Annotated in this window: 17 protein-coding genes, 2 tRNA genes and 1 pseudogene; 11 read left to right on the top strand and 9 right to left on the bottom strand. The window is 60.7% G+C overall.

The annotated features are described in order from the left end of the window. The first annotated feature begins 83 nt into the window (after positions 1 to 83). Positions 84 to 482 (top strand): PPOX class F420-dependent oxidoreductase, encoded by a 399-nt coding sequence (locus FR699_RS03850; protein ID WP_158854192.1) that lies wholly within the window; start codon positions 84 to 86, stop codon positions 480 to 482. Between the two features lie 7 nt (positions 483 to 489). On the opposite strand, the gene FR699_RS03845 is transcribed toward FR699_RS03850, so the two are convergent. Further along, positions 490 to 1,245: an MBL fold metallo-hydrolase gene (locus tag FR699_RS03845; protein ID WP_154551689.1), complete on the bottom strand. Its 756-nt coding sequence runs from the start codon at positions 1,243 to 1,245 to the stop codon at positions 490 to 492. A gap of 1,056 nt (positions 1,246 to 2,301) precedes the next feature. Between FR699_RS03845 and nrdR the strand changes: the two genes are divergently transcribed. The 4 genes and pseudogenes from nrdR to FR699_RS13460 all read left to right on the top strand — a co-directional run. Then, entirely contained in the window at positions 2,302 to 2,790 is a 489-nt protein-coding gene (nrdR, locus tag FR699_RS03840; protein WP_154551690.1) for a transcriptional regulator NrdR, read from the top strand. Between the two features lie 132 nt (positions 2,791 to 2,922). Continuing rightward, the gene (locus tag FR699_RS03835) at positions 2,923 to 3,933 is read left to right on the top strand and encodes a ribonucleotide-diphosphate reductase subunit beta (RefSeq protein WP_158854189.1); all 1,011 of its coding nucleotides are present in this window, start codon (positions 2,923 to 2,925) and stop codon (positions 3,931 to 3,933) included. Between the two features lie 2 nt (positions 3,934 to 3,935). Next, positions 3,936 to 5,630 carry a ribonucleoside-diphosphate reductase subunit alpha gene (locus FR699_RS03830; RefSeq protein WP_158854186.1) on the top strand — a complete coding sequence of 565 codons (1,695 nt, stop codon included), beginning with the start codon at positions 3,936 to 3,938 and terminating at the stop codon, positions 5,628 to 5,630. Positions 5,631 to 5,719: 89 nt separating this feature from the next. Next, positions 5,720 to 6,057, top strand: a pseudogene (locus FR699_RS13460) (ribonucleotide-diphosphate reductase subunit beta); the annotation flags it as partial. A 120-nt stretch (positions 6,058 to 6,177) separates the two neighbouring features. On the opposite strand, the gene FR699_RS03820 reads toward FR699_RS13460, so the two are convergent. Continuing rightward, a complete protein-coding gene (locus tag FR699_RS03820; RefSeq protein WP_158855704.1) occupies positions 6,178 to 6,543 on the bottom strand; it encodes a sterol desaturase in 366 nt (121 codons plus the stop codon). A 494-nt stretch (positions 6,544 to 7,037) separates the two neighbouring features. Between FR699_RS03820 and leuS the strand changes: the two genes are divergently transcribed. After that, positions 7,038 to 9,731 (top strand): leucine--tRNA ligase, encoded by a 2,694-nt coding sequence (gene leuS / locus FR699_RS03815; RefSeq protein WP_154551694.1) that lies wholly within the window; start codon positions 7,038 to 7,040, stop codon positions 9,729 to 9,731. 19 nt (positions 9,732 to 9,750) lie between these two features. Here leuS and FR699_RS03810 read toward each other — a convergent pair whose 3' ends face one another. Both FR699_RS03810 and FR699_RS03805 read right to left on the bottom strand, forming a co-directional pair. Next, positions 9,751 to 10,359: a TetR/AcrR family transcriptional regulator gene (locus FR699_RS03810; protein ID WP_229770542.1), complete on the bottom strand. Its 609-nt coding sequence runs from the start codon at positions 10,357 to 10,359 to the stop codon at positions 9,751 to 9,753. Between the two features lie 87 nt (positions 10,360 to 10,446). After that, entirely contained in the window at positions 10,447 to 11,253 is an 807-nt protein-coding gene (locus tag FR699_RS03805) for a hypothetical protein (protein WP_158854184.1), read from the bottom strand. A gap of 252 nt (positions 11,254 to 11,505) precedes the next feature. Between FR699_RS03805 and FR699_RS03800 the strand changes: the two genes are divergently transcribed. Continuing rightward, positions 11,506 to 15,144 (top strand): MMPL family transporter, encoded by a 3,639-nt coding sequence (locus FR699_RS03800; protein WP_158854180.1) that lies wholly within the window; start codon positions 11,506 to 11,508, stop codon positions 15,142 to 15,144. A gap of 31 nt (positions 15,145 to 15,175) precedes the next feature. Here the strand turns inward: FR699_RS03800 and glmU are convergent, their stop codons facing one another. Together glmU and FR699_RS03790 are read right to left on the bottom strand one after the other, a co-directional pair. After that, positions 15,176 to 16,357, bottom strand: a complete 1,182-nt coding sequence (gene glmU, locus FR699_RS03795) for a bifunctional sugar-1-phosphate nucleotidylyltransferase/acetyltransferase (protein WP_158854177.1) — start codon at positions 16,355 to 16,357, stop codon at positions 15,176 to 15,178. 232 nt (positions 16,358 to 16,589) lie between these two features. Continuing rightward, positions 16,590 to 16,664: transfer RNA gene (locus tag FR699_RS03790), tRNA-Glu, on the bottom strand. A gap of 136 nt (positions 16,665 to 16,800) precedes the next feature. Between FR699_RS03790 and FR699_RS03785 the strand changes: the two genes are divergently transcribed. Both FR699_RS03785 and FR699_RS03780 read left to right on the top strand, forming a co-directional pair. Further along, the gene (locus FR699_RS03785; protein WP_154551698.1) at positions 16,801 to 17,247 is read left to right on the top strand and encodes an NYN domain-containing protein; all 447 of its coding nucleotides are present in this window, start codon (positions 16,801 to 16,803) and stop codon (positions 17,245 to 17,247) included. An 86-nt stretch (positions 17,248 to 17,333) separates the two neighbouring features. Further along, positions 17,334 to 18,176, top strand: coding sequence for a TatD family hydrolase (locus tag FR699_RS03780; protein WP_158854174.1), 843 nt, complete (start codon positions 17,334 to 17,336; stop codon positions 18,174 to 18,176). A gap of 26 nt (positions 18,177 to 18,202) precedes the next feature. Here FR699_RS03780 and FR699_RS03775 read toward each other — a convergent pair whose 3' ends face one another. Continuing rightward, positions 18,203 to 18,913 (bottom strand): metal-dependent hydrolase, encoded by a 711-nt coding sequence (locus FR699_RS03775; protein ID WP_154551700.1) that lies wholly within the window; start codon positions 18,911 to 18,913, stop codon positions 18,203 to 18,205. A gap of 90 nt (positions 18,914 to 19,003) precedes the next feature. Here FR699_RS03775 and FR699_RS03770 point away from each other — a divergent pair, with 90 nt between their 5' ends. Next, positions 19,004 to 20,143 carry a S1C family serine protease gene (locus FR699_RS03770; protein WP_154551701.1) on the top strand — a complete coding sequence of 380 codons (1,140 nt, stop codon included), beginning with the start codon at positions 19,004 to 19,006 and terminating at the stop codon, positions 20,141 to 20,143. Between the two features lie 6 nt (positions 20,144 to 20,149). Here the strand turns inward: FR699_RS03770 and FR699_RS03765 are convergent, their stop codons facing one another. Both FR699_RS03765 and priS read right to left on the bottom strand, forming a co-directional pair. Continuing rightward, positions 20,150 to 21,049, bottom strand: coding sequence for a hypothetical protein (locus FR699_RS03765; protein WP_158854171.1), 900 nt, complete (start codon positions 21,047 to 21,049; stop codon positions 20,150 to 20,152). A 12-nt stretch (positions 21,050 to 21,061) separates the two neighbouring features. Then, the gene (priS, locus tag FR699_RS03760) at positions 21,062 to 22,222 is read right to left on the bottom strand and encodes a DNA primase small subunit PriS (RefSeq protein ID WP_154551703.1); all 1,161 of its coding nucleotides are present in this window, start codon (positions 22,220 to 22,222) and stop codon (positions 21,062 to 21,064) included. A gap of 322 nt (positions 22,223 to 22,544) precedes the next feature. Here priS and FR699_RS03755 point away from each other — a divergent pair. Beyond that, positions 22,545 to 22,648: transfer RNA gene (locus tag FR699_RS03755), tRNA-Gln, on the top strand. The last annotated feature ends 462 nt before the right edge of the window (positions 22,649 to 23,110 follow it).

Raw genomic sequence — 23,110 nt, 5'->3', positions numbered from 1 at the left:
GGGGCCGGCCGCATCGACACCCCACAGCTGGAGTGGGCTCGCCGGCCAGTACTGTTAATCCCTCGGCCGGTGAATTGCCCGCTATGGCGACGATCCCGTCCACGTTCCAAGACCTCTTCGAGACGGCCACGTTCGCACACGTCACGACCATGACTCCAGCGGGCGAGCCACACACTACGCCGGTCTGGGTCGATTACGATGCCGAAGACAACCGGCTGTTGGTCAACACCGAGCGCGGGCGACGCAAGGAACGGAACGTCGCTCGGGATCCGACAGTGTCGGTGAGCATGGTCGACCCGGACGACCCGTATCGATTTCTCTCGGTCACGGGTGAGGTCGCCGAGACGACGACCGAGGGGGCACGCGAGCACATCGACGCGTTGGCACAGCGGTACATGGGCGAAGACGAGTACCCGAATCCAATCGAGACCGAACGCGTTCTCCTGCGGATCCGGCCCGTGGAAGTCCTCACCAGCGAGTGACTGACAGTCAGAGCGTCACTTCGAGGCCGTCCGCGGCGATTCGGACCTCCCCGTCGTAGGAGTCGGCGATGGAATCGAGCATCTCCCCGTGGCGGCCGTCGGTGTGGGGATAGAGGTGGGTGAGATAGACCGCCCCAACGTCGATGTCGGCCGTCGCCAGTGCCGCGCCGAGTGACGCTGGCGTGGGATGGTTGTCGGTCTCGACGTCGTCGGGAAACGAGCAGTCGTGAACGAGCGCGTCGGCCCCGTCGGCCACGGAGAGAAACTCGGGAAACGCCACGGTGTCGCCGCTGAAGACGGCTGTGGGGCCGTCGCTGTTCGCGGGCGTGACTCGATAACCAAAGCCCGGCATCGAGTGTTTTCCGCCCCGGGCGCGGATGTCGAACCCGCCGATCGTGCCCGCTCCCGGATCGAGGTCGGTGACAGTCGGGTCGACGTGATCGTCGAGATACGCGTGGACCGACAGCAGGTCGTCGACGAGTTCTCTTGTCCCCCGTGGACCGGCAATCGTGAGCGGCGGTGCGTCCGCGAGCCAGCGGGCCTTCAACAGCGGCAGCAGGTCGGCGACGTGATCGAGGTGGTGGTGTGTCAGGAGAACGGCATCGAGATCGGTGTAGCCACCGTCGGTCGCTGCCAGGCCACCCAGGACGCCACTGCCACAGTCCAGTAGCATGCGACTGTCGGCTGTCTCGAACAGGAGTCCGGTCTGGTTGCGCTCGCCCGTCGCCATCGCACTACCCGTGCCCAGAAACCTCAGGCGCATAGCCACACCTGGTCGGCCGAGCGGAAAGTTCTGGTGTCAGACCCACGAAGCGGGAAACGGCCGCCCGATCCGTCGGTCAGGTTTACGCCGCCCGCCGCCGGAGTGAGCCACATTCAGCCACGGAGTCGCCATAGATCGAAGTCACTACAACCACGCACGAGTACAGGAGTATGTAACTATACCCAAAGTACTTGCATAGAATACTGCTAAGTAGAAAGTGATTCTATTGTCACGGAGTACCAACTGTTTTTCCGTCGTTGTCTCGGTCGTTGTTTCCGTGGTGGTCTGTGTGGAGCCCGCTTCTGTTGTCGTAGACTGCGAATTACTCCCACCGGTGCAGCCGGCGAGCAACCCCCCGCCCACAACTGCTCCGCCGTACTTCATGTACTCACGCCGTGTCGGTGCCTCGTGGCCGCTGGAATCGTCTTCCACGCGATTTAGGCTCGCCTAAAGTATAAAACGGTTTTGAATTTTAGGGCGACCAAAATTTTCGGCGAGGGGCTCCACAGTGCGGGCAAATCGGTGGACCGCTTTACGAAGTATCCCGATAGCCACACAGCTATCGCTAGCTGCAGCATCAGCGATCTCGGACAATTGCTGTGTATCGACAAGGTCTGGTCGGAGTTTCCACCAGACACGGTCTACGAGAATGGCAACAAGTTCGTCGTCTCCGTAGATATCGTTTACTGCTACACCTACTGATCGGCTGATTCTCTCTTCAATATTATAAATAATTACAAATTAAATCAATCCCCCGAGGTTGTGCGCCCCTCCTGAAGTGCTGATTAGCTCGATATCGCCCATAAGTGTTGTTGAGTTATTTGTTTGTAGAAATCTAAACGCCGAATCTGTGGGACCCACGGCTCACAGAAGTTGAGACTGGTGTTCTCAATGTATATGATCCCAATCATCCACCCCACTAATCAATTTTAATTGTACTACATCAATCCTATTGGGGAAGTTTTATGTGACAGCCTTCACCACCAGATATTGCGGTCAAAATCGAGAGACGCCACATATAGGGTTAAGAGCCTAGAGGATTAAGCAGTGACAACTATGAACTGCCCGGACTGCGGGAACGAGCGAACACGCGTCATCGATACAGGGACCAGTGCCGACGGAACCTCCGTCCGACGGCGCCGCGAGTGTCAACGCTGTTCGTTCCGCTTTACCACCTACGAACGTCCGGAGTGGGAGTCCCTCCAAGTGAAAAAACGCGACGGAACCATTGAATCGTTCGACCGACAGAAACTCCGCGCAGGGATCGAGCGAGCCGTTGAGAAGCGGGATATAACCGAGACAACAGTGACTGCTCTCGTCGACGATATCGAGAGCGAACTGCAAGGTCGAGAGGCACGTATCGTCGCTTCGAGTCTCATCGGCGAACTCGTCTCTGAGAACCTCCGCACGCTCGATAAGGTAGCCTACATTCGATTTGTCTCCGTTTACAAAGCATTCTCTGAGCCACAGGAATTCCTGAAAGAACTTGATGCAGTCTTGGATGCAGAACTTGATGACTTCGAAGCCTCGAACAGCTCACTATGACACAAACATACGCAGATCAAACGAATGTTCGGTCATCCTTGACCGGGCAAGCATGATCCATGTCCAAACGTACAGACAACGACGGAAACAGAAACCAACCAACAGAGGACGATTCCTCCGGAGTACGTGCCAATGACTGAAAACAAAACCACAGGCGGAGGTCCGGAGACCGACATCTTCTCCGAACGGACGCAGCTCAAACCGTACGAGTACCCCGACGTCCTCGAGTACAAAGACGCGATACGGAACAGCTACTGGGTTCACACGGAGTTCAACTTCTCGGGAGACGTCCAGGACTTCAAGGTCAACACGACTCCGGCCGAAAAGACCGTCATCAAACGGACGATGCTGGCCATCGCGCAGATCGAGGTCCAGGTCAAGACCTTCTGGGCAGAGATCTACGACGAGATGCCCAAAGCGGAGGTTGGGAACGTCGGCATGACCTTCGCCGAGAGCGAGGTCAGACACATGGACGCGTACAGCCACCTCCTCGACATCCTGGGGATCACAGAGGACTTCGAGGAGGTGACCGACGTCCCCGCAATCGAGGAGCGGATCGACTACCTCGACGAGTACCTCGAGAAGAGCGAGAGCGACGACACACAGGAGTACGTGATGAGTCTCCTGCTGTTCTCCACGTTCGTCGAGCACGTCTCGCTGTTCTCGCAGTTCCTCATCATGACGAGCTTCGACAAACACGAAAAGAAGTTCAAGGGGATCGCGAACGCCGTCGAAGCGACCAGCAAGGAGGAGCAGATTCACGGACTGTTCGGTGTCGAACTCGTGGAGACGATTCGCGAGGAGAATCCGGATCTCTTCGACGAGGACTTCGAAGAAGAGGTCCAAGCGGCCTGTCAGCAGGCGTTTGAGGCAGAGATGAAGATACTGGACTGGATCTTCGGTGAGGGCGAACTGGAGTTTCTTCCCCGGGCGCACGTCGACGCGTTCCTGCGGGACCGGTTCAACCAGAGCCTCGAGAACGTCGGTGTCGAGCCGATATTCGACCCGGACGATGACCTGCTCGAGGAGACACGGTGGTTCGACGAGGACATCATGATGACGAAGGACAACGACTTCTTCAGCAAGCGGTCGACCACGTACAACAAACACGCACAGAGCATCACCGCGGAGGACATGTTCTAACGATGGCACAAACAGAACCAGCACTCGACGAGGTCAACCAGCAGCACGAGGAACCGTTCTACTGGCTGAACGAGGACAGCCGGGCGTTCCTCAACGAGGGGTACCTGATCGAGGGTGTCACGGCCGAGGAGCGTGTCAGGGAGATCGCGGAGCGGGCCGAGGAGATCCTGGACGACGACGGCTTCGCGGAGAAGTTCTACGACTACATGAGTCGGGGCTTCTACAGCCTCGCGAGTCCGGTGTGGTCGAACTTCGGTCTGGATCGAGGCCTGCCCATCAGCTGCTTCGGTAGCTACATGGAGGACAACATGGAGAGCATCCTCTACACGCAGGCCGAAGTGGGCGAGATGACCAAGCTGGGCGGCGGGACCAGCGGGTACTTCGGCGAGATCCGGCCCCGAGGCAGCCCGATCACGAACAACGGCAAGAGCAACGGAAGCTACAGCTTCACCGAGCTGTTCGACACGATCATCAACGTCGTCAGCCAGGGCGAGACGCGGCGCGGCCAGTTCGCGGGGTACATAGACGTTGAACACGACGATCTGGACGAGTGGCTCAACATCAAGACCGAGGGCGACCCCGTACAGGACATCTACTACGGCGTCATCATCGGTGACGACTGGTTTCGGGCGATGGTCGACGGCGACGAGGAGAAGCGAGAGATGTGGGCAGAAATCATTGAGGCGCGGATCAACATCGGTGTCCCGTACATCATTTTCCGGGACAACATGAACGAAGGTAAGCCACAGGTCTACAAGGACAAGGGCTACGAAATCAATGCCTCCAACCTGTGTACCGAGATTGCACTGCCAGCCACGCCAGATGAGAGTTTCGTCTGTTGTCTCTCATCGATGAATGCGCTCCACTATGACGAGTGGAAGGATACCGACGCAGTGGGAACGCTGACGCGGTTCCTTGATGCCGTCATGGAGGAGTTTATTCAAGAGGCGGAGGGGACGCAGTTCATGGATCGCCCGGTGCGGTTTGCGAAACGGCACAGGGCGATCGGCATCGGCGTCCTCGGCTGGCACAGCTATCTCCAGAGCGAGATGATTCCGTTCGACAGCATGGAGGCGATGGAGAAAAACGAGGCAATCTTCCGCACCATCAAGGAGCGAAGTTACGAGGAGAGTCGTCGGCTCGCCGACGAGTTCGGCGAGCCGGAGGTGCTCGAGGGCTACGGTCGCCGGAACGCGACGACGATGAGCGTGGCCCCGACGAAATCCAGCAGTGTCATCCTGGGGCAGGTCAGTCCGAGCATCGAACCGCTGAAATCGAATTACTTCGTCCGCGACGGTGCGAAGCTGAAATCGACGCAGAAGAACCGGTTCCTCGAGGCGATACTGCAACAGCGAGGCAGAGACGAACGCGAGGTCTGGGACAGCATCGCACAGAACGACGGGAGTGTGCAACACCTCGACTGCCTGACCGACGAGGAGAAGGAGGTGTTCAAGACCTTCGCCGAGATCCCACAGATGGCGATCATCAACCAGGCAGCGCAGCGGCAGAAACACATCGATCAGGCACAGAGCCTGAACGTCTCGATCGATCCGAGCGAAGTGAGCGTCAAGGAGATCAACCAGCTCTACATCGAGGCTTGGAAAAAAGGGGTGAAGAGTCTCTACTACCAACACAGCGTGAACGCCGCACAGAAGTTCAGCCGAGACATCCTCGAATGCAAGGCCTGTGAGAGCTGATCCCCCATCGGCCGGTATAATAGAGTAGTCCATGTAAACTACGCCACCCTATCCCTCGGCGTATGCGTGCCTCGGTCCTTGACAGCTTAGGCGTGGATCTCGTCAAACAGATTTGGTCGGAGAATCCCAGCGTGTGGACCGACGAGTTCGGCGACGAAGTAGTCGACCTGATTACCGAAGCGGTCGAGTTAGAAGGAATCACACCTACGAGGCGTGTCCTGACGAAATACTTGGCATGAGTGCCGAGCAGTTCGCCGAGGACGTCGAACACCTCACCGACCCGCGCCTTGGACAACTCAACTTACCGGAACAGTACGGGACTGACAATCCGTTCCTGTGGATGTCCGAATAAGTCAACTTGAACAAGGAAGGGGATCCCTTCGAGACGCAGATGACCGAATACCAGAGCGGGGGAAGCCTCAATTGGTACCATCCGACCGCGTTCCGCATAGCAGTAGTTGAAAATGCGGTTTCTTTATCCAGTGTGAAAGGTGAAAAGCCGGTCAGTACAGAGAACATACAGAGCGTTCGAGATGGGGAAAGACGACTACTCCGCATTCCGTTCGAGTTCGGCCATAGTGCCGGCTATGTATCCGACAAATCCAGCGCCGATAACGAGGAATTCGAGGCCGAGTTGGAGTTCGGCCGAGATCGGCAGTGTCAGACTGACACCGACTAGCGCGGCAAGCGTGAAGAGCCCCGTCCCGGCCCCGGTCCAACGTTTATCCTCCCAGTCATCACCAGTCGTGTGAGAGGAGTGCTGGCGGGCGATTCGAAGCGTCATAAGGAGACCGCTTCCCCACAGCAATCCTGTGACTGCCGCCAGTGCAAAATGCCCCACAAACCAATAGAGTCCACCGGTGACGACCAGTGTAACGAGAATACCAACCACCCTGTGATGAGAACTGCCCATCACTTGTTCTGTAATCCAGATAGCTGTTAAACGCTCTTGGGTGAGCGATTGTTGATACTGTCGTCGGACTCTGATGGAGGGTCATGACCAGAGGTCTAAACGGCTCTCTGACCCGATCAGTGATCGGCCGACGTAATCCAAAATCCCAAGACTGCGTGCCATCAACAATGTACTACGCAAGAGCGAAAGAAGTAAAAAGATGGCCGGCAGTGGACCGAAAGCTGCCTATCGAAAGCGAGTGCGTGACCTAATTTCGAAGCACAAGGATACTCTCGGCCTCCTTGAGTGACTTAATCGGTACGCTTTGACGGGTACTCTCCCTCCTGCGGAGTAGTATTAGATACTAGTGAGTTTTCGTTGACGAAACGTTGTTTTCGATAAAACGCCAACCGAACGAACGTAACGCGCGAGTTTCGATCTGATTAATCAAACCTCACGCCATTCCCGACCGTACATTTTTGCTTTGGGACGTGAGAGATACCGTCATACATCATATGTCACACCATGATAGGTATTCTCCGGAAGTCGTGAGGGATTTCTGGCAATACGAGTGGGACCGCCGCGACGTCTACGAATGTCCGGACGACGCGACTGACCCGACGTACGTCCTCGGGATGTTTCCCTACACGTCGGGCAATCTCCACATGGGCCACGTCCGGAACTATGCCATCACCGACGCCTACGCCCGCTACCGGCGGATGTGTGGCGACGACGTGCTCCAGCCGATGGGGTGGGACGCCTTTGGCCTTCCTGCGGAAAACGCCGCCGAACAGCACTTCACCGATCCCCGCTCCTGGACGGAATCGTGCATCGAGAGCATGCGCGAGGAGATGGACGCGATGGGCTTTGGGTACGACTGGTCACGGGAGTTCACCACCAGCGATCCGTCGTATTACCGCTGGAACCAGTGGCTGTTCAGACAGTTCTACGAGGCCGACCTGGTGGAATACGACGCGGCCGCGGTCAACTGGTGTCCGGACTGTGAGACGGTCCTTGCAGACGCCCAGGTCGAGCGACCGGCCACAAGCGACGGAAACGGTCCGGACGTTGAGGAGCCGGCCCGAACGAGTGGTCTCTGCTGGCGATGTGAAACACCCGTCGAGACCCGCGAGCTCGATCAGTGGTTCTTCACGATCACCGACTACGCCGAGGAACTACTCGATGGCCTCGATGATCTCGAGGGGTGGCCCGAGAGCGTCAGGGAGATCCAGCGCAACTGGATCGGCAAACAGGACGGGACTGAAGTCACGTTCGAGGTCCCCGAGTATGGCGACGTCTCAGCATTTACGACGCGACTCGATACGATCTATGGGGCGACCTTTCTCGCGATCGCGCCCGGTCACGAACTTGCCCGGACGCTGGCTGCAGACGACGAGCGCGTCGCCGAGTACCTCGATGCGGTTCGGGCAAGCGACAGCGGCCGCTCGAACAGTGTGGACGCGGGTGTTTTCACCGGTGTCCACGCCATCCATCCACTGACTGGTGAGGACGTGCCCATCTACGTCGCCGAGTACGTCCTCGACGACGTGGGCACTGGCGCAGTAATGGGCGTGCCAGCCCACAACGAGCGCGATCACGCGTTCGCAACGGCACAGGACCTCACGATAGCACCGGTGATCGACCCGGCGGACGATGACGCAGACGTGGAACTCGAATCGGCCCCGTACACGGGCGAGGGGATCCTCCGGAACAGCGAGGAGTACGACGGACTGGAAACCGGGGATGCCCGCGAGCAACTGCGCTCGGAACTTGACTGTGCGGACTCGGCTGTCACGTACCGACTCCGGGACTGGCTCATCTCCCGTCAGCGCTACTGGGGGACGCCGATCCCGATTGTCCACTGTGACGATTGCGGACCGGTACTGGTCCCCGAAGACGAGTTACCGGTCGAACTCCCCGACTACGAGCACTCGCGGGCCAATCCCCTCGCCGAGAACGAAGAATTCGTCGAGACCACCTGTCCGGAATGTGGGGCCGCCGCGCGCCGGGAGACGGACACGATGGACACCTTTGTCGACTCCTCGTGGTACTTCCTGCGCTTTCTCTCGCCCGACAGCGACAACGCGCCCTTCGAGGCCGATCTCGCCGAGGAGTGGCTCCCCGTCGACGTCTACGTCGGCGGCGAGGAACACGCCGTGTTACACCTGCTGTACATCCGGTTTTTCGCCCGGGTGCTGTCGGATCTTGACTTGCTTTCGGTCCGGGAACCCGTCCAGCGGCTGGTCAACCAGGGAACGGTCCTCCACGGCGGGGAGAAGATGTCCACGACGAAAGGCAACGTGATCACGCCCCACGAGTACGGCCCGGAGACGACGCGCCTGTTCGTCCTGAGCGCGGCCCACCCGCGACAGGACTTCGAGTGGACCGCAAAGGACGTCAGTTCGGCCTACGAGTTCCAACAGCAACTCCACGAGATGGGGCGAGCTTTCGACGAACGCGAGCAGTTCCGCGACGAGCCTGCCCCACGAGATGAGTATCTCGACCGGGCGATCGACCGAACCATCGCCGCTGCGACCGCGGAGTTCGATGCTTTCCGGTTCCACCAGGCGATCGCCGAGATCCGTGGCCTGGCTGGACTCCTTGGCCAGTACCTCGATGCTGGGACCCCACAGCAAGCGGTCTATCGGCGCGGCCTGGAGACGCTTGCCCTGTTGATCGGCCCGATCGCCCCATATCTGGCCGAAGAGCTCTGGAACACCCTCCGGTGTGAGGGGCTGGTCGTCGAGGCCGAGTGGCCCGACCCAGCGAGCAACGTCACAGCGTACCAAATCGAACGCGCGCTCATCGAGAGCACTCGCGAGGACGTCCGTGACATCTGTGACGTAGCGGGCATCGACGATCCAGACCAGATCACGTTCGTCGTCGCCCCTGCATGGAAGTACCGGGCCTACGAGTCCGTCAGGACCGCAGATCCAGAGGCTGCGGTCGTCAGCCAGGCTCTAAAAGACGAACTCGTCGCCGACCATCGGGACCGTGCTGGACCGTATCTCGCCGATCTCGAAACCCGTCGGCGCTCGCTGGAACCGGTCCTCGAACCCGATCGAGAACGCGCCTTGCTCGATCAGGCGCGTTGGCTGTTCGAGACGGAATTCGACGCGACGGTTCGGATCACCACCGCAGACACGGTCGATGACGAGGACCTAGCCGGCAGGGCCACGCCTGGCAAGCCAGCTATCCATATCGACTGAACAACCGCTTTCTACTCGCTTATGCCTCGATTCGGAGGTGACGATCGACGTAGTTGTCGAGTTCTTCTCTGGTCGACTCGAGGACCGCTTCGTCATCGACGAGTACACTCCTGACTAGCATGCCATACACCATCGCGTGGATGAACTCTGCCGTCTGGGTCGCCTCGACCCGTCGGAAAACGCCTTGCTCGATCCCTGCTTCGATCGTCTCGGTGAGCGTTGCGACGATCACGTCGTCAGTTCGGTCGAACTGTCGGCGGAATGTTTCGTCGTGGGGAGCCTGCGCGCGCATTTCGATCAGCGCCTGGAAGAACTGGAGGTGCTCTTCATCCATCCCTGTCGGGACGAGTTTGTCGAGGAAGTCGTCGAGGCGCTCTTCGGGGCCATCTGGCGTATCTGCTTCTAGTTCGGCCTCGAGTTGGTCGAGCAAGAAGCCGAGAAAATCGGCTAACAGCTCGTCTTTGTCTTCGTAGTGATAGTACAGGAGTGATTTGCTCTTTGGGAACTCCTCTGCGATGCGGGAGATGCTGGTCCCGGCATACCCGTGGGCACAGAGCGCCCGGTAGGTCGCGGTCATGATCGCTTCTTCAGTGGTCCGCTCGTCCTCGGAATCCGATGGTTCAGGCACTGTTATCACCAATCCAGCGGTCCCTGATCGACGGCGCGACTGATTGCTGGGTGGCCCAGGCGCGCCTCGGCCATCGATGCATACAAGTCATGTTTCTGATGGATTACTGTGACCGATGGTCAAAACGCTGTCGACGAATCGCTCGAGAACGGACCGATCAGACGATTCTGGCAGCATCGACAGTGCCTCTTGGACCTCTGTCTGGGTGAGGGTCTCCGGTAGTCCCTGTGGGAGTTCTGGGTCGCTCTCAGCCGTCCTGTGACGTGACTGTGTTCGGCTCGTCCGCTGTCGCCACCGTTGCAGTCCGAGGGTCAGCCCGAGTGACCGTAGTGCGTCGAGGCGTTTGTCGTTCGCTTCCTCCAGAAGACCAGCCAGCTCGCCTGCTGCCGCGGTGACGATCGGCTCGATCGGTGCCGTCTGGGCTGAGTCATTGGCTCCCGATCGAAACCAGCAACGCGTGAATCGCTGACTCGCCGTTGTGAGCGATCGGTAGCAGGCCTGACCGATCGACTCCGTAGCGTGGCGCGTTTGGGCCGGAGAGTCATCCGTTGGGACACCGGCGTATGCAAGCGAGTGGAGAAAATCACTGGCGAGTACGGCCCGTGTCGTGTCGTCGCTGTCTGCCTCGATGGCTTCGTTCGCCTTGAGTCGCATCTGCGCCGAGAGACACGCCACGCTCGCGGCTGCAGACAGCAGTTGCTCGCGATCGGCCGTCCCCGGAAGTGCCTGTCCAGCAAGCACTAGATATCGGCCACTGAACTGATCGGCCGCCTCTTCGATCGGACGAGTCGCGTCCGTCACCAACTGTGCTGGCGCCGCTTTCAACCAGGTCTGAATCTGGCGGTCGATCGCACGTGCAATGTCCGTCTCGGCGGACTCACTCGAAGCTGTCATCCATGTCCCCCCGTGACCGCCAGCCGGTTCCCGGTCCCCCGAGCCGGTCCCGTCAATCTGGCCGTGTCTGTCTCCCGGTGCATGGTAGTAACTGAACGGTAAGTCAGCATCAAAGTTTGGGATCTCACTTACGCACCCGTCCAGCGGCAATATTGACCGAACATTCAGTAAATTCCAACAAGCCTATTACCCGCTCGTGCCAACGCAACGACTACAGATGCTTATCTTCGCCTCGAAACGGGACGTGGTTCAATGAGCGTGTCTGACACCATCGTCGACGCCATCACAGATTACAGCAAACTCGCAATCGCGGTCATGCTGGTGTTGACGATGGTCATCGGGGCTGGGGCGGCACAGGTCTCACAGACCTCGTCGCTCGACCAGTTCCAGTCGGAGACGCCGGAGGCAGACGACCTCGATTACATCGAGACACACTTCTCGACCGGTTCGGCTAACACCACGACAGCACAGGTTATCGTCCGTGGGGATAACGTCCTGAGTAAGTCCGCACTACTCGAGACGCTCCGCTACCAGCAACAGATCCGTACCGATCCAGCGATCGGGGAGACGCTGGCCCAAGAGCGTGCGACTGTCGGCATCGCCAACGCTATCGCCACAGCGGCGATCAAACAAGAGCGCGGCCAGGCACTCCAGGCGACCGCCCAGGAGTTTCAGCGCGTAAACGAAACGGTCCAAGAGCAACGGGCTGCTCTCGAAGCAGAGCGGACGCGACTCGCCAAAAACCGGACCGAGTTCAACGAGACGAAAGCTGCTGTCACGGCCCGAGCGACCGAAGTGAACGCGACCGCAGATGCACTAAAGGCGGGACTCCAGACCATCCAGCAGGAGCCGACCGCCAGCATTCGTGATCAGTTCGACGCTGTGGCGGCGAGTGCGTCGGTCGAGTTGAACGAAACTGACTACGCGACATTCGAGACGGCCGCCAAGCAACTTCGGAACACAACTGATCCAGCGGCGATCGAGGAGGCTTATCAACTCGGCACACGCGGTGTCCTCGCCGCGGAGTACACCGCACTGGCCGAACAACAAGAGCGCCTCGAAACGTGGGGGGCCCAGCTCCAACAGCGTGGCGCTGCGTTGCAGGAACAGGCAGCTCAACTCAGCGAACGGGGCGAACAACTCCGTGACCTTGGGACAGAACTACAGCAAACACGGGCAGCCTTCGAGAACGCTACCGCGGCAACCCTGACCCAGCAGATCGACCAGCTCGAATCGATGAACGCGTCGGCGATCGAAGAGACAGTCGGGCTGGTTCTCGGTGCCGACGGAAACAGCCCATCGAGGGCGTTGACGTTCATGTCGACCAACTACGATCAGGGGTCGAGGAGTGCCCAAGCGACGATGCTGCTGGTAACCCAGCAGACGGAGACGGCGCTGCCACCGGGCGGAACCGCCCCCGAGGCAATTACGGACGCCCAACTGGCACTCCAGGATCTCGGCGCGGACTTCCAACAAGAGTATCTCGTGTTCGGGAGCGGTATCATCACCGACGAGATCAACCGCTCGATGACCGACAGTATGCTCATCGTCGGCCCGCTCGCGCTCCTTTTCGTCTTGTTGGCCCTGGCGATTGGATACCGTGACATCCTCGACATCATCCTAGGCGTGTTCGGCATCGGTGCCGTCCTCGTCTGGACGTTTGGGTTCATGGGGTGGGCGAGCATCGAATTCAACCAGATTTTCATCGCCGTCCCGGTCTTGTTGATCGGGCTCTCGATCGACTACGCAATTCATATCTTCATGCGTCACCGGGAGGAACGGACCGCCGGTGACGAACTCGGGCCACGAGAGTCGATGCGGACCGCCCTCGCCGGTGTCGGCGTCGCACTGACGCTGGTCACGGCGACGACCGTGATCGGCTTCCTCTCGAATGTCACCAGTCCGGTACCGCCGATCCAGGAGTTCGGCGTCGTCAGCTCAGTCGGGATTGTGGCTGCACTGCTGATCTTCGGTGTGCTCGTCCCGGCATTGAAAGTCGAACTCGACGAGTTCCTCGAAGGCCGTGGCTTCGATCGGCACAAGCGAGCGATCGGGACTGGCGGGGGCCGCCTGAGTCAGGTACTCAAGATCGGCTCGGTCGGCGCTCGGAAAGCCCCCTATGCCGTGATCGTCTTCGCACTGTTGTTGTCGGCTGCTGGGGCCTACGGTGGCTCACAGGTCGATACGACGTTCGCACAGGAGGACTTCCTCGCCGAGGATCCGCCCGGCTGGATGGAGCAACTCCCCGAGCCGTTCAAGCCTGGTGACTACACCGCAAAGCAGAACCTCAACTACGTCAACGACCGCTTCATCCGCGAGGACTCCCAAGCACAGCTGCTGATACGGGGTGATCTGGCCACGCCCGACGCGATCGAACGACTCGATCAGGCACGCAGTGAGATGGCCGGCAAAAACGTCACCCAGAAGCTCTCGAGTGGAGAGCCCGACGTCCAATCCCCGCTGTCGGTGATGGAGACGGTCGCTGCCCAAAACGAGACGTTCAACGCGACATTCCAGGCCGCAGATGCAAACGGTGATGGGGTGCCCGAGACGAACGTCTCTGCCGTCTACGAGACGCTGTTCGAGGTCGCACCGGACCAGGCCGGAGCCGTCCTCTCGAAGAACGGCGACGAGTACGAAGCAGCCCGGATCGTCGTCTCGATTCAAGGCGGTGCCTCGAGTTCGGCCGTGACCGAGGAGATGCGGGCTGTCGCCGATTCACTGTCCGGCAGCGGTATCGAGGCGACGGCGACCGGCCAGACGATCCTCTTCGAGATCATCCAAGATCAGTTACTAGAGACGGTCATTCAGAGTCTGCTGATCACACTCGTGGCCGTCTTCGCGTTCCTGATGGTCGTCTACCGAATCAGTGACGGGAGCGCGACACTCGGATTCGTCACCCTGTTGCCGGTCGTGTTCAGCGTCGCCTGGATTCTCGGTACGATGTACCTGCTGGATATCCCGTTCAACGTGATGACGGGGATGATCACGAGCCTGACTGTCGGGCTCGGGGTCGCCTACAGCATCCACCTCAGTGAACGCTACAATCAAGAACTCGAACGCGCCGATTCCGTCTGGGAGGCACTCGACCGCTCGGTGACTGGCACAGGCGGTGCATTGCTCGGCAGCGCGGCAACCACCGTCGGTGGGTTCGGCGTCCTCGTGTTCGCCATCCTGCCCCCGCTCCAGCAATTCGGCCTGATCACCGGACTGACGATCATCTATGCCTTCCTGGCAGCGGTCCTCGTCCTCCCCAGTCTCTTGGTCGTCTGGACCCGGTTGTTCGGCCCGGAGTGGACGTTCAGCGCGGACGAACCGGACGATGACACCGATGGCAGCTCCGCTGACACGGACGCGTCGACAGCCAACACCCGGGCCGTCGATCAACAGGTGGACGCGACGCCGATCAGTGCCGAACGGTCCGTCAAACCCACGCGTGTCACACCTGGCGATGGCGTGACCGTCACCGTCCGTATCGAGGGCGTGAGCGGTCGTCTCGCCGTCCGAGACGGGTTCGACGGAGCCGGGATCGCTCTCCGGACGGCCAGTCCCGCTCCCGCCGAGTTCGCCGTCAGTGACTCGACGGCGTTTCTCGTTTGGGAAGACCCCGAAGCGCCGATCGAAGTCGAATACGACGCGACGATTGCCGGTGACGCCTCCGACGGCTCGACACTGCAATTCGACGGCGTCGTCTTGACCTCCGGCCCGGATGTTGCCATCGACGGAGAGGACTCGGTTACCGTCGTGTCCGACCTGTTCGATCTGGTCCGATCGGAAGGGCAAATATCACAGGGCGAGTTACGGCTGGCGACTGGACACGTTGCCGACGGCCGCCTCTCGGAGAGTGAATTCGAACGGCTCTGTCGGCTCTGGATCGAGGACGAACGGTAGCTAACGACGACTGGAGAAGTACTTTCGTCGGCTATCGGTCGCGTGAGACTCGCTCGGCTGGGTCTGTTACTATCCCTGTCGAGAGCATAACGCCCGGATCGATGCTGGTGTTGATCCCAGTCTTGACGTCGTCGCCGGCGACGACGCCGAACTTCCGTCGGCCGGTCGAGACACGGTCCCCGTTGACTGTCGCCCGGATCGTCTCCCCGTCGTGACGGAGGTTCGCTACTTTCGTCCCCGCACCGAAGTTGACAGACTTCCCGAGCACGCTATCGCCAACGTACGAGAGGTGAGCCACGTTCGTGTCCGCTCGGACCACACTGTTCTTGATCTCGACGGCATTACCGATGTGGACGTCGGCACCGATCATGCTCGCGCCCCGAACGTAGGCGTTGGGCCCGATCTCTGCCCCGGAACGGACGTAGACTGGGCCGTCGATGACGACTCCCGGTTCGACTGTCGCCCCCGCTTCGATGACGACCGAGCCGCGGAGATCCGCGTCGTCGCTGACGGTACCCCGGATATCCCGCTCGATGCTCGCAAGGACGGTCTCGTTGGCCTCGAGTAACTCCCAGGGCCGACCCACGTCGAGCCACCGGTCGAGTTCGACCGCACTGACGTCGTAGGCGTCGATGACTTTCGTGACGACATCGGTAATCTCGTGTTCGCCCCGTTCGCTCCGGGGGACGTCGAGCCACTCGCGGGCCTTTGCCGGAAAGGCGTAGGCACCGGCGTTTGCGAGATCCGTCGGCGGATCGGCCGGCTTCTCGACGATATCCGTGACGCTGCCGTCTGTGACAGAGACGACACCGTAGTTCGAGGGCGTCGAAACCTCGTAGGTCCCGAGGGCAGGCCCGTTCTCGAAGAGGGCCTGGACGCTCGTGGCGTCGTAGAGATTGTCCCCATTGAGAACGACAAATGAACCATCGAGGTGGGACTCGGCCGCACGTACAGCGTCGGCCGTCCCGTCTTGTTTCGGTTGCTCGACGTACGTGACGGGCACGCCACGATACGATTCCCCAAAGTGAGACTGGATACTCTCGGCGTGGTAGCCAACGACGAAAATCAATTCCGACGCACCTCCGTCGACGGCCACGTCAGCGACGTGTGCCAGTACCGGGCGATCGACGACCGGCAACATGGGCTTTGGTGTTTTCGCCGTCAGCGGACGCATCCGCGTCCCCTCCCCGGCGGCGAGGATAACTGTCTGCATGCCCGTGGCCTCTCGATGCGGACAGATAGACTTACCGCTCGACGGCGCTATGTTCCCCACACCACTCGCCAAGCAGCGTCCTGACCCATCCCCACGCTCAGGCAGGCGACGGCACGAAAACGAACAGCCAGTCTGGAATGTGGACGCGAGACCAGACTGCACTGTGCTCGATCTCCCCTAACTCAAATCCCTCCGTTCACAGCCATAGCTCGCGGACTTGCTCGCTGAGAAATGCTCGGTCCGGGATTTGAACCCAGGTCATCGGCTCGAAAGGCCGAAATGATTGGCCGGACTACACCAACCGAGCGATCAACTGCAATCGAATCGAGGGACTGCTGCCTAATAAATGCCGTCAATCGTCGCTGCTCTGTGGCGTGTTATGGAGCCACAGAGTCGATGCCCGAGACGGAACCTCCAAGGTGGCGCTGGCCCACGTCAGTAGCATGGGACTGGTTGGACAGCTTTTCGGCCGAGAACGTGCCGGCGTTGGCCTGTTCGTCGATGGCCCGAACGTCTTTCGCTCGGAGTTCGACGTCGATCTCGACGATCTACGTTCGATCGCTTCCGCATACGGTGACGTTCGGACCGCGAAGCTCTATCTCGACGAACACGCGACGCCGGGGCTCATCCAGGCCGGGGAGGCACACGGGTTCGCGGTCGTGACCACCAGCGGGGATGTGGACGTCAAACTCGCAGTCGACGGGACGCGGGCGGTCAGCGAGAATCACCTCGAGACGGTCGTGGTTGCCTCTCGGGACATCGACTTCAAACCGGTTCTCGAAGTCGCGGCGGAAGCTGGCTGCCAGACCGTCGCAGTTGCGCCCGGCGAGTACGGTCGCTCTGCTGGGCTGGCAGCGACCGCTCACGAGAGTCACACGCTGGGAGACTGATCGACGGTCCTCCGGGGTGTTGTCCCTGGGTGGGGCATCACTCGGAGACGAACGTCTTTTTGACTCCCGCGCCTGCCTTTCAGCACATGACCGACACGTACGACGGGCCAATCCTCGACAACCACCTGCACCTCGATCCCGAGCACGGACGAGGGATCGACGCCGTCGAGGACTTTGCCCGGGCCGGTGGTACGCACATGCTCGTCGTCAACAAGCCCTCCTGGATGATCGCCGAGATTCCCGAAGACGAGGCTATCTTCGAGTCGGTCTTCGAGACGACGATCGAAGCTGTCCAACAAGCCAGTGACGTCCTGGACGGACGTGCCTGGCCGATCTTGGGCGTCCATCCGGCACTGATCTCGAAGCTGACTGGTCGTGGCTACACGCCCGAACAAGCCCGAGAGATCATGCAGGCTGGGCTCGACATCGCCGCCGAGTACGTTGCCGACGGCCCGGCGCTTGGCTTGAAATCCGGACGGCCTCACTACGAGGTCGGTGATCCGGTCTGGGGCGCCTCGAACGCCGTGATGCAACACGCCTTCGAACTCGGCGCGGAAACTGGCTGTGCGGTCCAGTTGCACACGGAAGGTGGCGAGGATTTTACTCAGGTTGGGGCATGGGCCGAGGAGCGGGGCCTCCCCGCAACGCAAGTCGTCAAACACTATTCGGAGGGCCGTCTCGACGGCCCAACCAAAAGCGTTCTCGCGGACAAAGATGAACTCGAAATCGCCGCCGAGATAGCCGAGCCGTTCTTTTTGGAGACGGACTTCATCGACGATCCGGACCGGCCAGGCGCAGTCCTGGGGCCGAAAACAGTTCCGCGTCGCACCGAGTGGCTGCTCGAAAACGGACACGAAGATGCCGTCCGGACCGCACACGTCGAGACGCCGGCGTCAGTCTACGGAATCGACACGGAAGCGACGCTGTAATCGCCAAGTGGAAAGACGACCGCTGCTTACAGTTCGAACGTCTCGTCACCGTCGAGGACGTGCACGTCGGCGTCACTACCGACGGCTTCCACTTCGCGGGCGAAGTCTTCGGGATCCTGTTCGATCGGCGGGAACGTATCGTAGTGGATCGGGAAGACGTGATCGACCGCCAGCCAGTCGACTGCGACGGCGGCCTGCTCTGGCCCCATCGTGAAGTGATCACCGATCGGTACGGCGGCAGCGTCGGGTTCGAGGAACGGGGCAATCACGTCCCGCATCTCGGTCATCAGGCTGGTATCGCCGGCGTGATAGAAGGCCGTCGTCTCCTCGTCGCGTGTCCGCGTCGGTTCCGCATCCGAGATGACGAACCCGGCGGGCATGCCTGCCGAACCGACCTCGTAGGTGGTGTTGATGCCGTTGGTATGGTCGGCCCGGTGCATCGTCGCGTAGGCGTCACCGACCTCGACGGTGCCGCCGAGGTTCATACCGATCGTCTCGTTGCCGTGGGTGTCTGCGACGTAGGCAGCTAGTTCCGGCGTCGCCACGACAGTCGCGTCGAAGGCACCTACGTCCCCGATGTGGTCGGCGTGGCCGTGCGTGAGCAACACGAAGTCCGGCTGTTGGACCTCGGCAGGTGACAGGGCTGTTTTCGGATTGTCGAAAAATGGGTCGACGAGCAGGCGCGTCTCGTCGACGACGACACTCCAGGTCGAATGACCGTGCCAGGTGAGGTGCATACGTCATCCGGTCGTATGGGTGTCGGTCACTTAACACTGCAGGGCGGCCCTGGCCCAAGCGTTTATGCGAACCGCTACCTAGGTACGTGTATGTCTGAGGATGGCGTCTCACGGCGTGGCTTCCTCCGGACGGTCGGTGCCGCGACAGCCCTCAGCCTGGCTGGGTGTGCCGACTCACCGTCGAGTGGGACACCGACCCAGACTGCCACTTCGGATCGATCGACGCAAACGCCGATCGAACTCCAGGATGGCGATCTCATCGACGGAGAACCGATCGATCAACTAAATGACGACGGGACCGCTCGATTTAGCGAAGTCTATCAAGCGGTTCGAGATTCGGTTGTACAGATCAGGGTGCTGACAGCGAGCGGCGAAAGTGCGGGCTCGGGGTTTATCTACGACGAGTCACATCTGGTGACGAACGAACACGTTGTCGCCGATGCCCAGGACTTGTTCGTTCGATATCGAACAACCGGCTGGCGCGACGCCGAAGTCGTGGGAACCGACGTCTATAGCGATCTAGCTGTCCTTCGTGTCGACGATCACCCGGATGCGGCCCAACCCCTTCCGCTTGTCGAGGCAGACCCAGCCGTCGGCACCGAAGTCATCGCGATCGGCAATCCGTTCGGCCTCTCGGGAACGGTTTCAAGCGGGATCGTCAGCGGTGTCGATCGAACGCTGTCGGCCCCGAATAATTTCAACATCCCCGATGCGATACAGACCGACGCTCCCGTCAACCCTGGCAACAGTGGGGGGCCACTGGTTGATTTACGAGGACAAGTCGTCGGCGTCATCAGTGCCGGTGGCGGTGACAATATCGGACTCGCGATCTCCGCACCGCTGGCCAGACAGGTCATCCCTGATTTGATCGCGACCGGCTCTTACGAGCACCCGTACCTCGGGATCGGACTGCAAAACGTTACTCCGGAACTGGCTGCGGCCAACGACATGCCCGAAGCGACCGGGGTCTACGTCACTCGCGTCGTCACAGACGGGCCGGCCGACGGCGTCCTCCGTGGTTCGACGGGCCGTGAATACGTCTATGGCCAATCTGTCCCTGTCGGTGGCGACGTCATTCTCCGCGTTGCAGGCCAGCCAGTCCCGACGTCGGACGCGCTCGCGAGTGTGCTGGCACTGGGCACCCAGCCCGGCGAACCAGCCGAGTTGCGTATCTGGCGGGACGGATCGGAACAGTCTGTCGAAGTCGACATCGGTGTGCGGCCCCAGTAAGTGAGGTTACTCTAGCCGTTTGGCGACGCCTTGTTCGAGTAGTGGCGCCACGTTGGTCTCGGGAAGTGCTACCACGTCGTCAGTTGCAAGATCGTACGCTCGATCGTCGATACCCAGTATCTCGCCGACGTCGTCAGTGATCTTGACCGTGGTTCGGTCGATACCGTCAGCCACGCCGTCTGCAGGAACAGCCCCTGGGCCATCGCTGCCACTCGCCCCACCGTGTCCGGGTGTGCCGCCGTCGCCCCGCGTCGCCTCGTCGACTGTCTTCCCGCCGGACGTGGCACTTGTGGCCGGCGGCGTGTCGACGGGTTTGTCACTCATGTCGTCGGGGTCGTCCTGCTGGACGGGATCGGGACTCCCCATGAGATCGGCGGCAGAGACGTCGGGCTGTGTTTCCTGTTGACTGGGAGCCTTACTCGGCTGGCCGGACTCGGGATCCTCCTCGGCCGGGTCGCTGCCGGCAGGGTCTGTGGAGGCTTCGATCCCGGCCGTCTCGTCGAGCCCGATATCAGCCGTCTCGCCGTCTAGGACGTCGAAGACACGCGTCCGGTTGTTCTCGATCGCTTCGACGAGCGTCTCGAAGAGGTCTTGCTCTTCGGTTGTCAGTCCGCCGTCTTCGGTTGGCATGTCCGCGGCCGCCATCGAGGCCATCTTGACGAGTTTCCCGACCCGTCGTTCGTAGATGGCTTCGAGTGTCTGTTCGGCGGTCGCGATGTCGTCGCTCAGCCGGTTGACTTCGGGCGCATCGAAGGGATCGTCCGCGTTTGCAGCCACTCGCTCGCGTTCTTTACGGAGCGCACGCACGAACTCGCCAGCCTCCTCGTAGAACGAATCGCGAAGTTGCTGGAGGCTGTCGGTTTGGCGCTCGCGACTCTGTACTGATTGGATCTCGTCTAAGTCCATATCTCCTCTGCGTTACTCAGGTCCCTTCTGTGCGCGCCCTCTCGACATGAGGAACACGCCAAGGTACTCCGGAACGGTACTGACTCCCTCCGAGAGTGTAAAGGTATCGCCGTCGAGCTCTACCTTCCCTGGCGCTGTCACTTCGACAGTGATCTCGTGGCCCCGGAACGTGTCTGGGATCGCATCGACGAGTGGATCGAAGCTGTCGATCTCGTCTCGTTGGAGTGTCCGGACTGCGAGCCCACTGCCGCCGTGAAGGCTTCCAGGGAGGCGGATGAGGCGGTTCGTGTCCGTCGTGACCGGTTCGTCGATCGGCGCGTTCTGGGCTGTGATGACCTCGTGGGTAAGTGCATCGACGAGTTTGCGGATGCCCGGGCCACCGGCTTCGAGATTCCCGTTCTCGATGGCATCCCGGTTTGCATCGATCGCCCCGTAGACAGTCGTTGCACGACCCTCACCGATCCCATCGAGTTCCTGGAGACGATCTTTGGCGTCGGCTTCCGAGAGCGATTCGATCTCGGAGACGAACGCCAGCAGCGCTTCGTGGACGCGCTTGCCCCAGCCACCGTCCGTTCGGAGACGGCGCGCGGTGACGTTGCCTCGCATCTCGGTCGTCACGAGGCCGTCGAGATCGAGTCCGATCCCGCGAACGTAATCGACGATCTCGCGTCGCCCTTCCCGGTCCAGTTGCTGGATACCCTCCTCGCGCACGTGGACGTGATACCCGCGCCCGCCCGAGAACACAATCGTCAAGTCTTCGAATCCGAAGTCCGTCTCCAGAAAGTCGAGCAATCGCATGAGCGCGTCCTTACACGCAGCGAGCATCTCCGCGTAGGTCGTCTCGGCCGGATCGACACTCGGGAGGTGATCTGCGTCGAGGTCGAAAACGACATCCGACCCGTGCCAGTCCTTTTCAGCCATCGAGGAGGCGCTCGGGTCGGCGTATCGGCCTGCCGAGAAGTACACGTGGCGGGGGCGCTCGCGTGCGAGAAATGACTCCAACTCGCCGAGATCGAGCAACGACTTGTGCCGAACCATTGTCTCGCCCGGCCCCTCGGTCCAGGGGATGTAGCCCCACTCACGCTCGTGGGCATCGGGTGGCGGCGAAAGGTCGACGCGCCGGTAGTGATCGCCGAACCGACCCCGGAGATAGGCACGGGTTCGCTCTTCCATCGTCCCCGATTTCGGGCGAGACCAGCAAAGGCGTGTTGATCCTGTTGCCCGCAAGCGAGCTCCCAGTGCCGTGTCTCTACTCTAAGCGGAGCAGGCCGAGTGCCTCGGGACTTGACCCCGAGGCCGTTCACACCTGCAAGTAGCCGGCTAGGACACGCTCGTTCGCTTTGGCGGCCGTCTGCCCTCCGTTCGCGTCCGCCGTCGTATCCCATCGGGCACAGACACGCGAGGATCGAAACCCAGACGCCCGCGGGATTCGCCCCACTGGGCCGTGACCGGATGTCGGAACGAATAAGAAGTCAGGTCCAATAGCCTGGGGTGAAGTCCCGTGGTGTAGTGGCCAATCATAGAGGCCTTTGGACGGGATTTGAGTGTTCAGATGCCGGAAGAGAGCCTCTGACGGCGGTTCGAATCCGCCCGGGACTATCTTCTCGCGACCAATTCTGTGAGCGAGAGATGTGTCTGGGATTCGAAACTGGGAACGATGCGACGCGGAGTTCCCGCGGTTCGAATCCGCCCGGGACTATCTTCTCGCGACCAGTTACGGAAGCGACACCGTTGATTCTACGCTGGTAGCTCGTTTTGTCCCCGATGTCGGCCTTACGCAGCGTGAACGGAGACGGGCCTCAGGGCCGCAACCAGGCTGCGGTCACGTTACGGTACGTCGTCCAGAAGTCCCGCCAGAGTCGTTCGTCTGGCGTGCCATCGGGTGGCATCCCATACCTCCCCCGCGCGAGGCGTGGCGATATGGGTGAGGGGAGACGCGAGTCTTCGAGTGACTGTGAGGGCCGGACCGACACGGCGCGACCACACTCCGGGCACTGGTACCAGATCGACCGAGAGCCACTCCGCTCGTGGAGAATCCAGTCTCCGTCGACGTGGCTATCG

It is taken from the genome of Halorhabdus sp. CUG00001 (genome assembly GCF_009797925.1).
Taxonomy (GTDB): domain Archaea; phylum Halobacteriota; class Halobacteria; order Halobacteriales; family Haloarculaceae; genus Halorhabdus.
The sequence above is the reverse complement of the archived record's forward strand: the minus strand, read 5'-3'. Positions and strand labels throughout refer to the sequence as shown.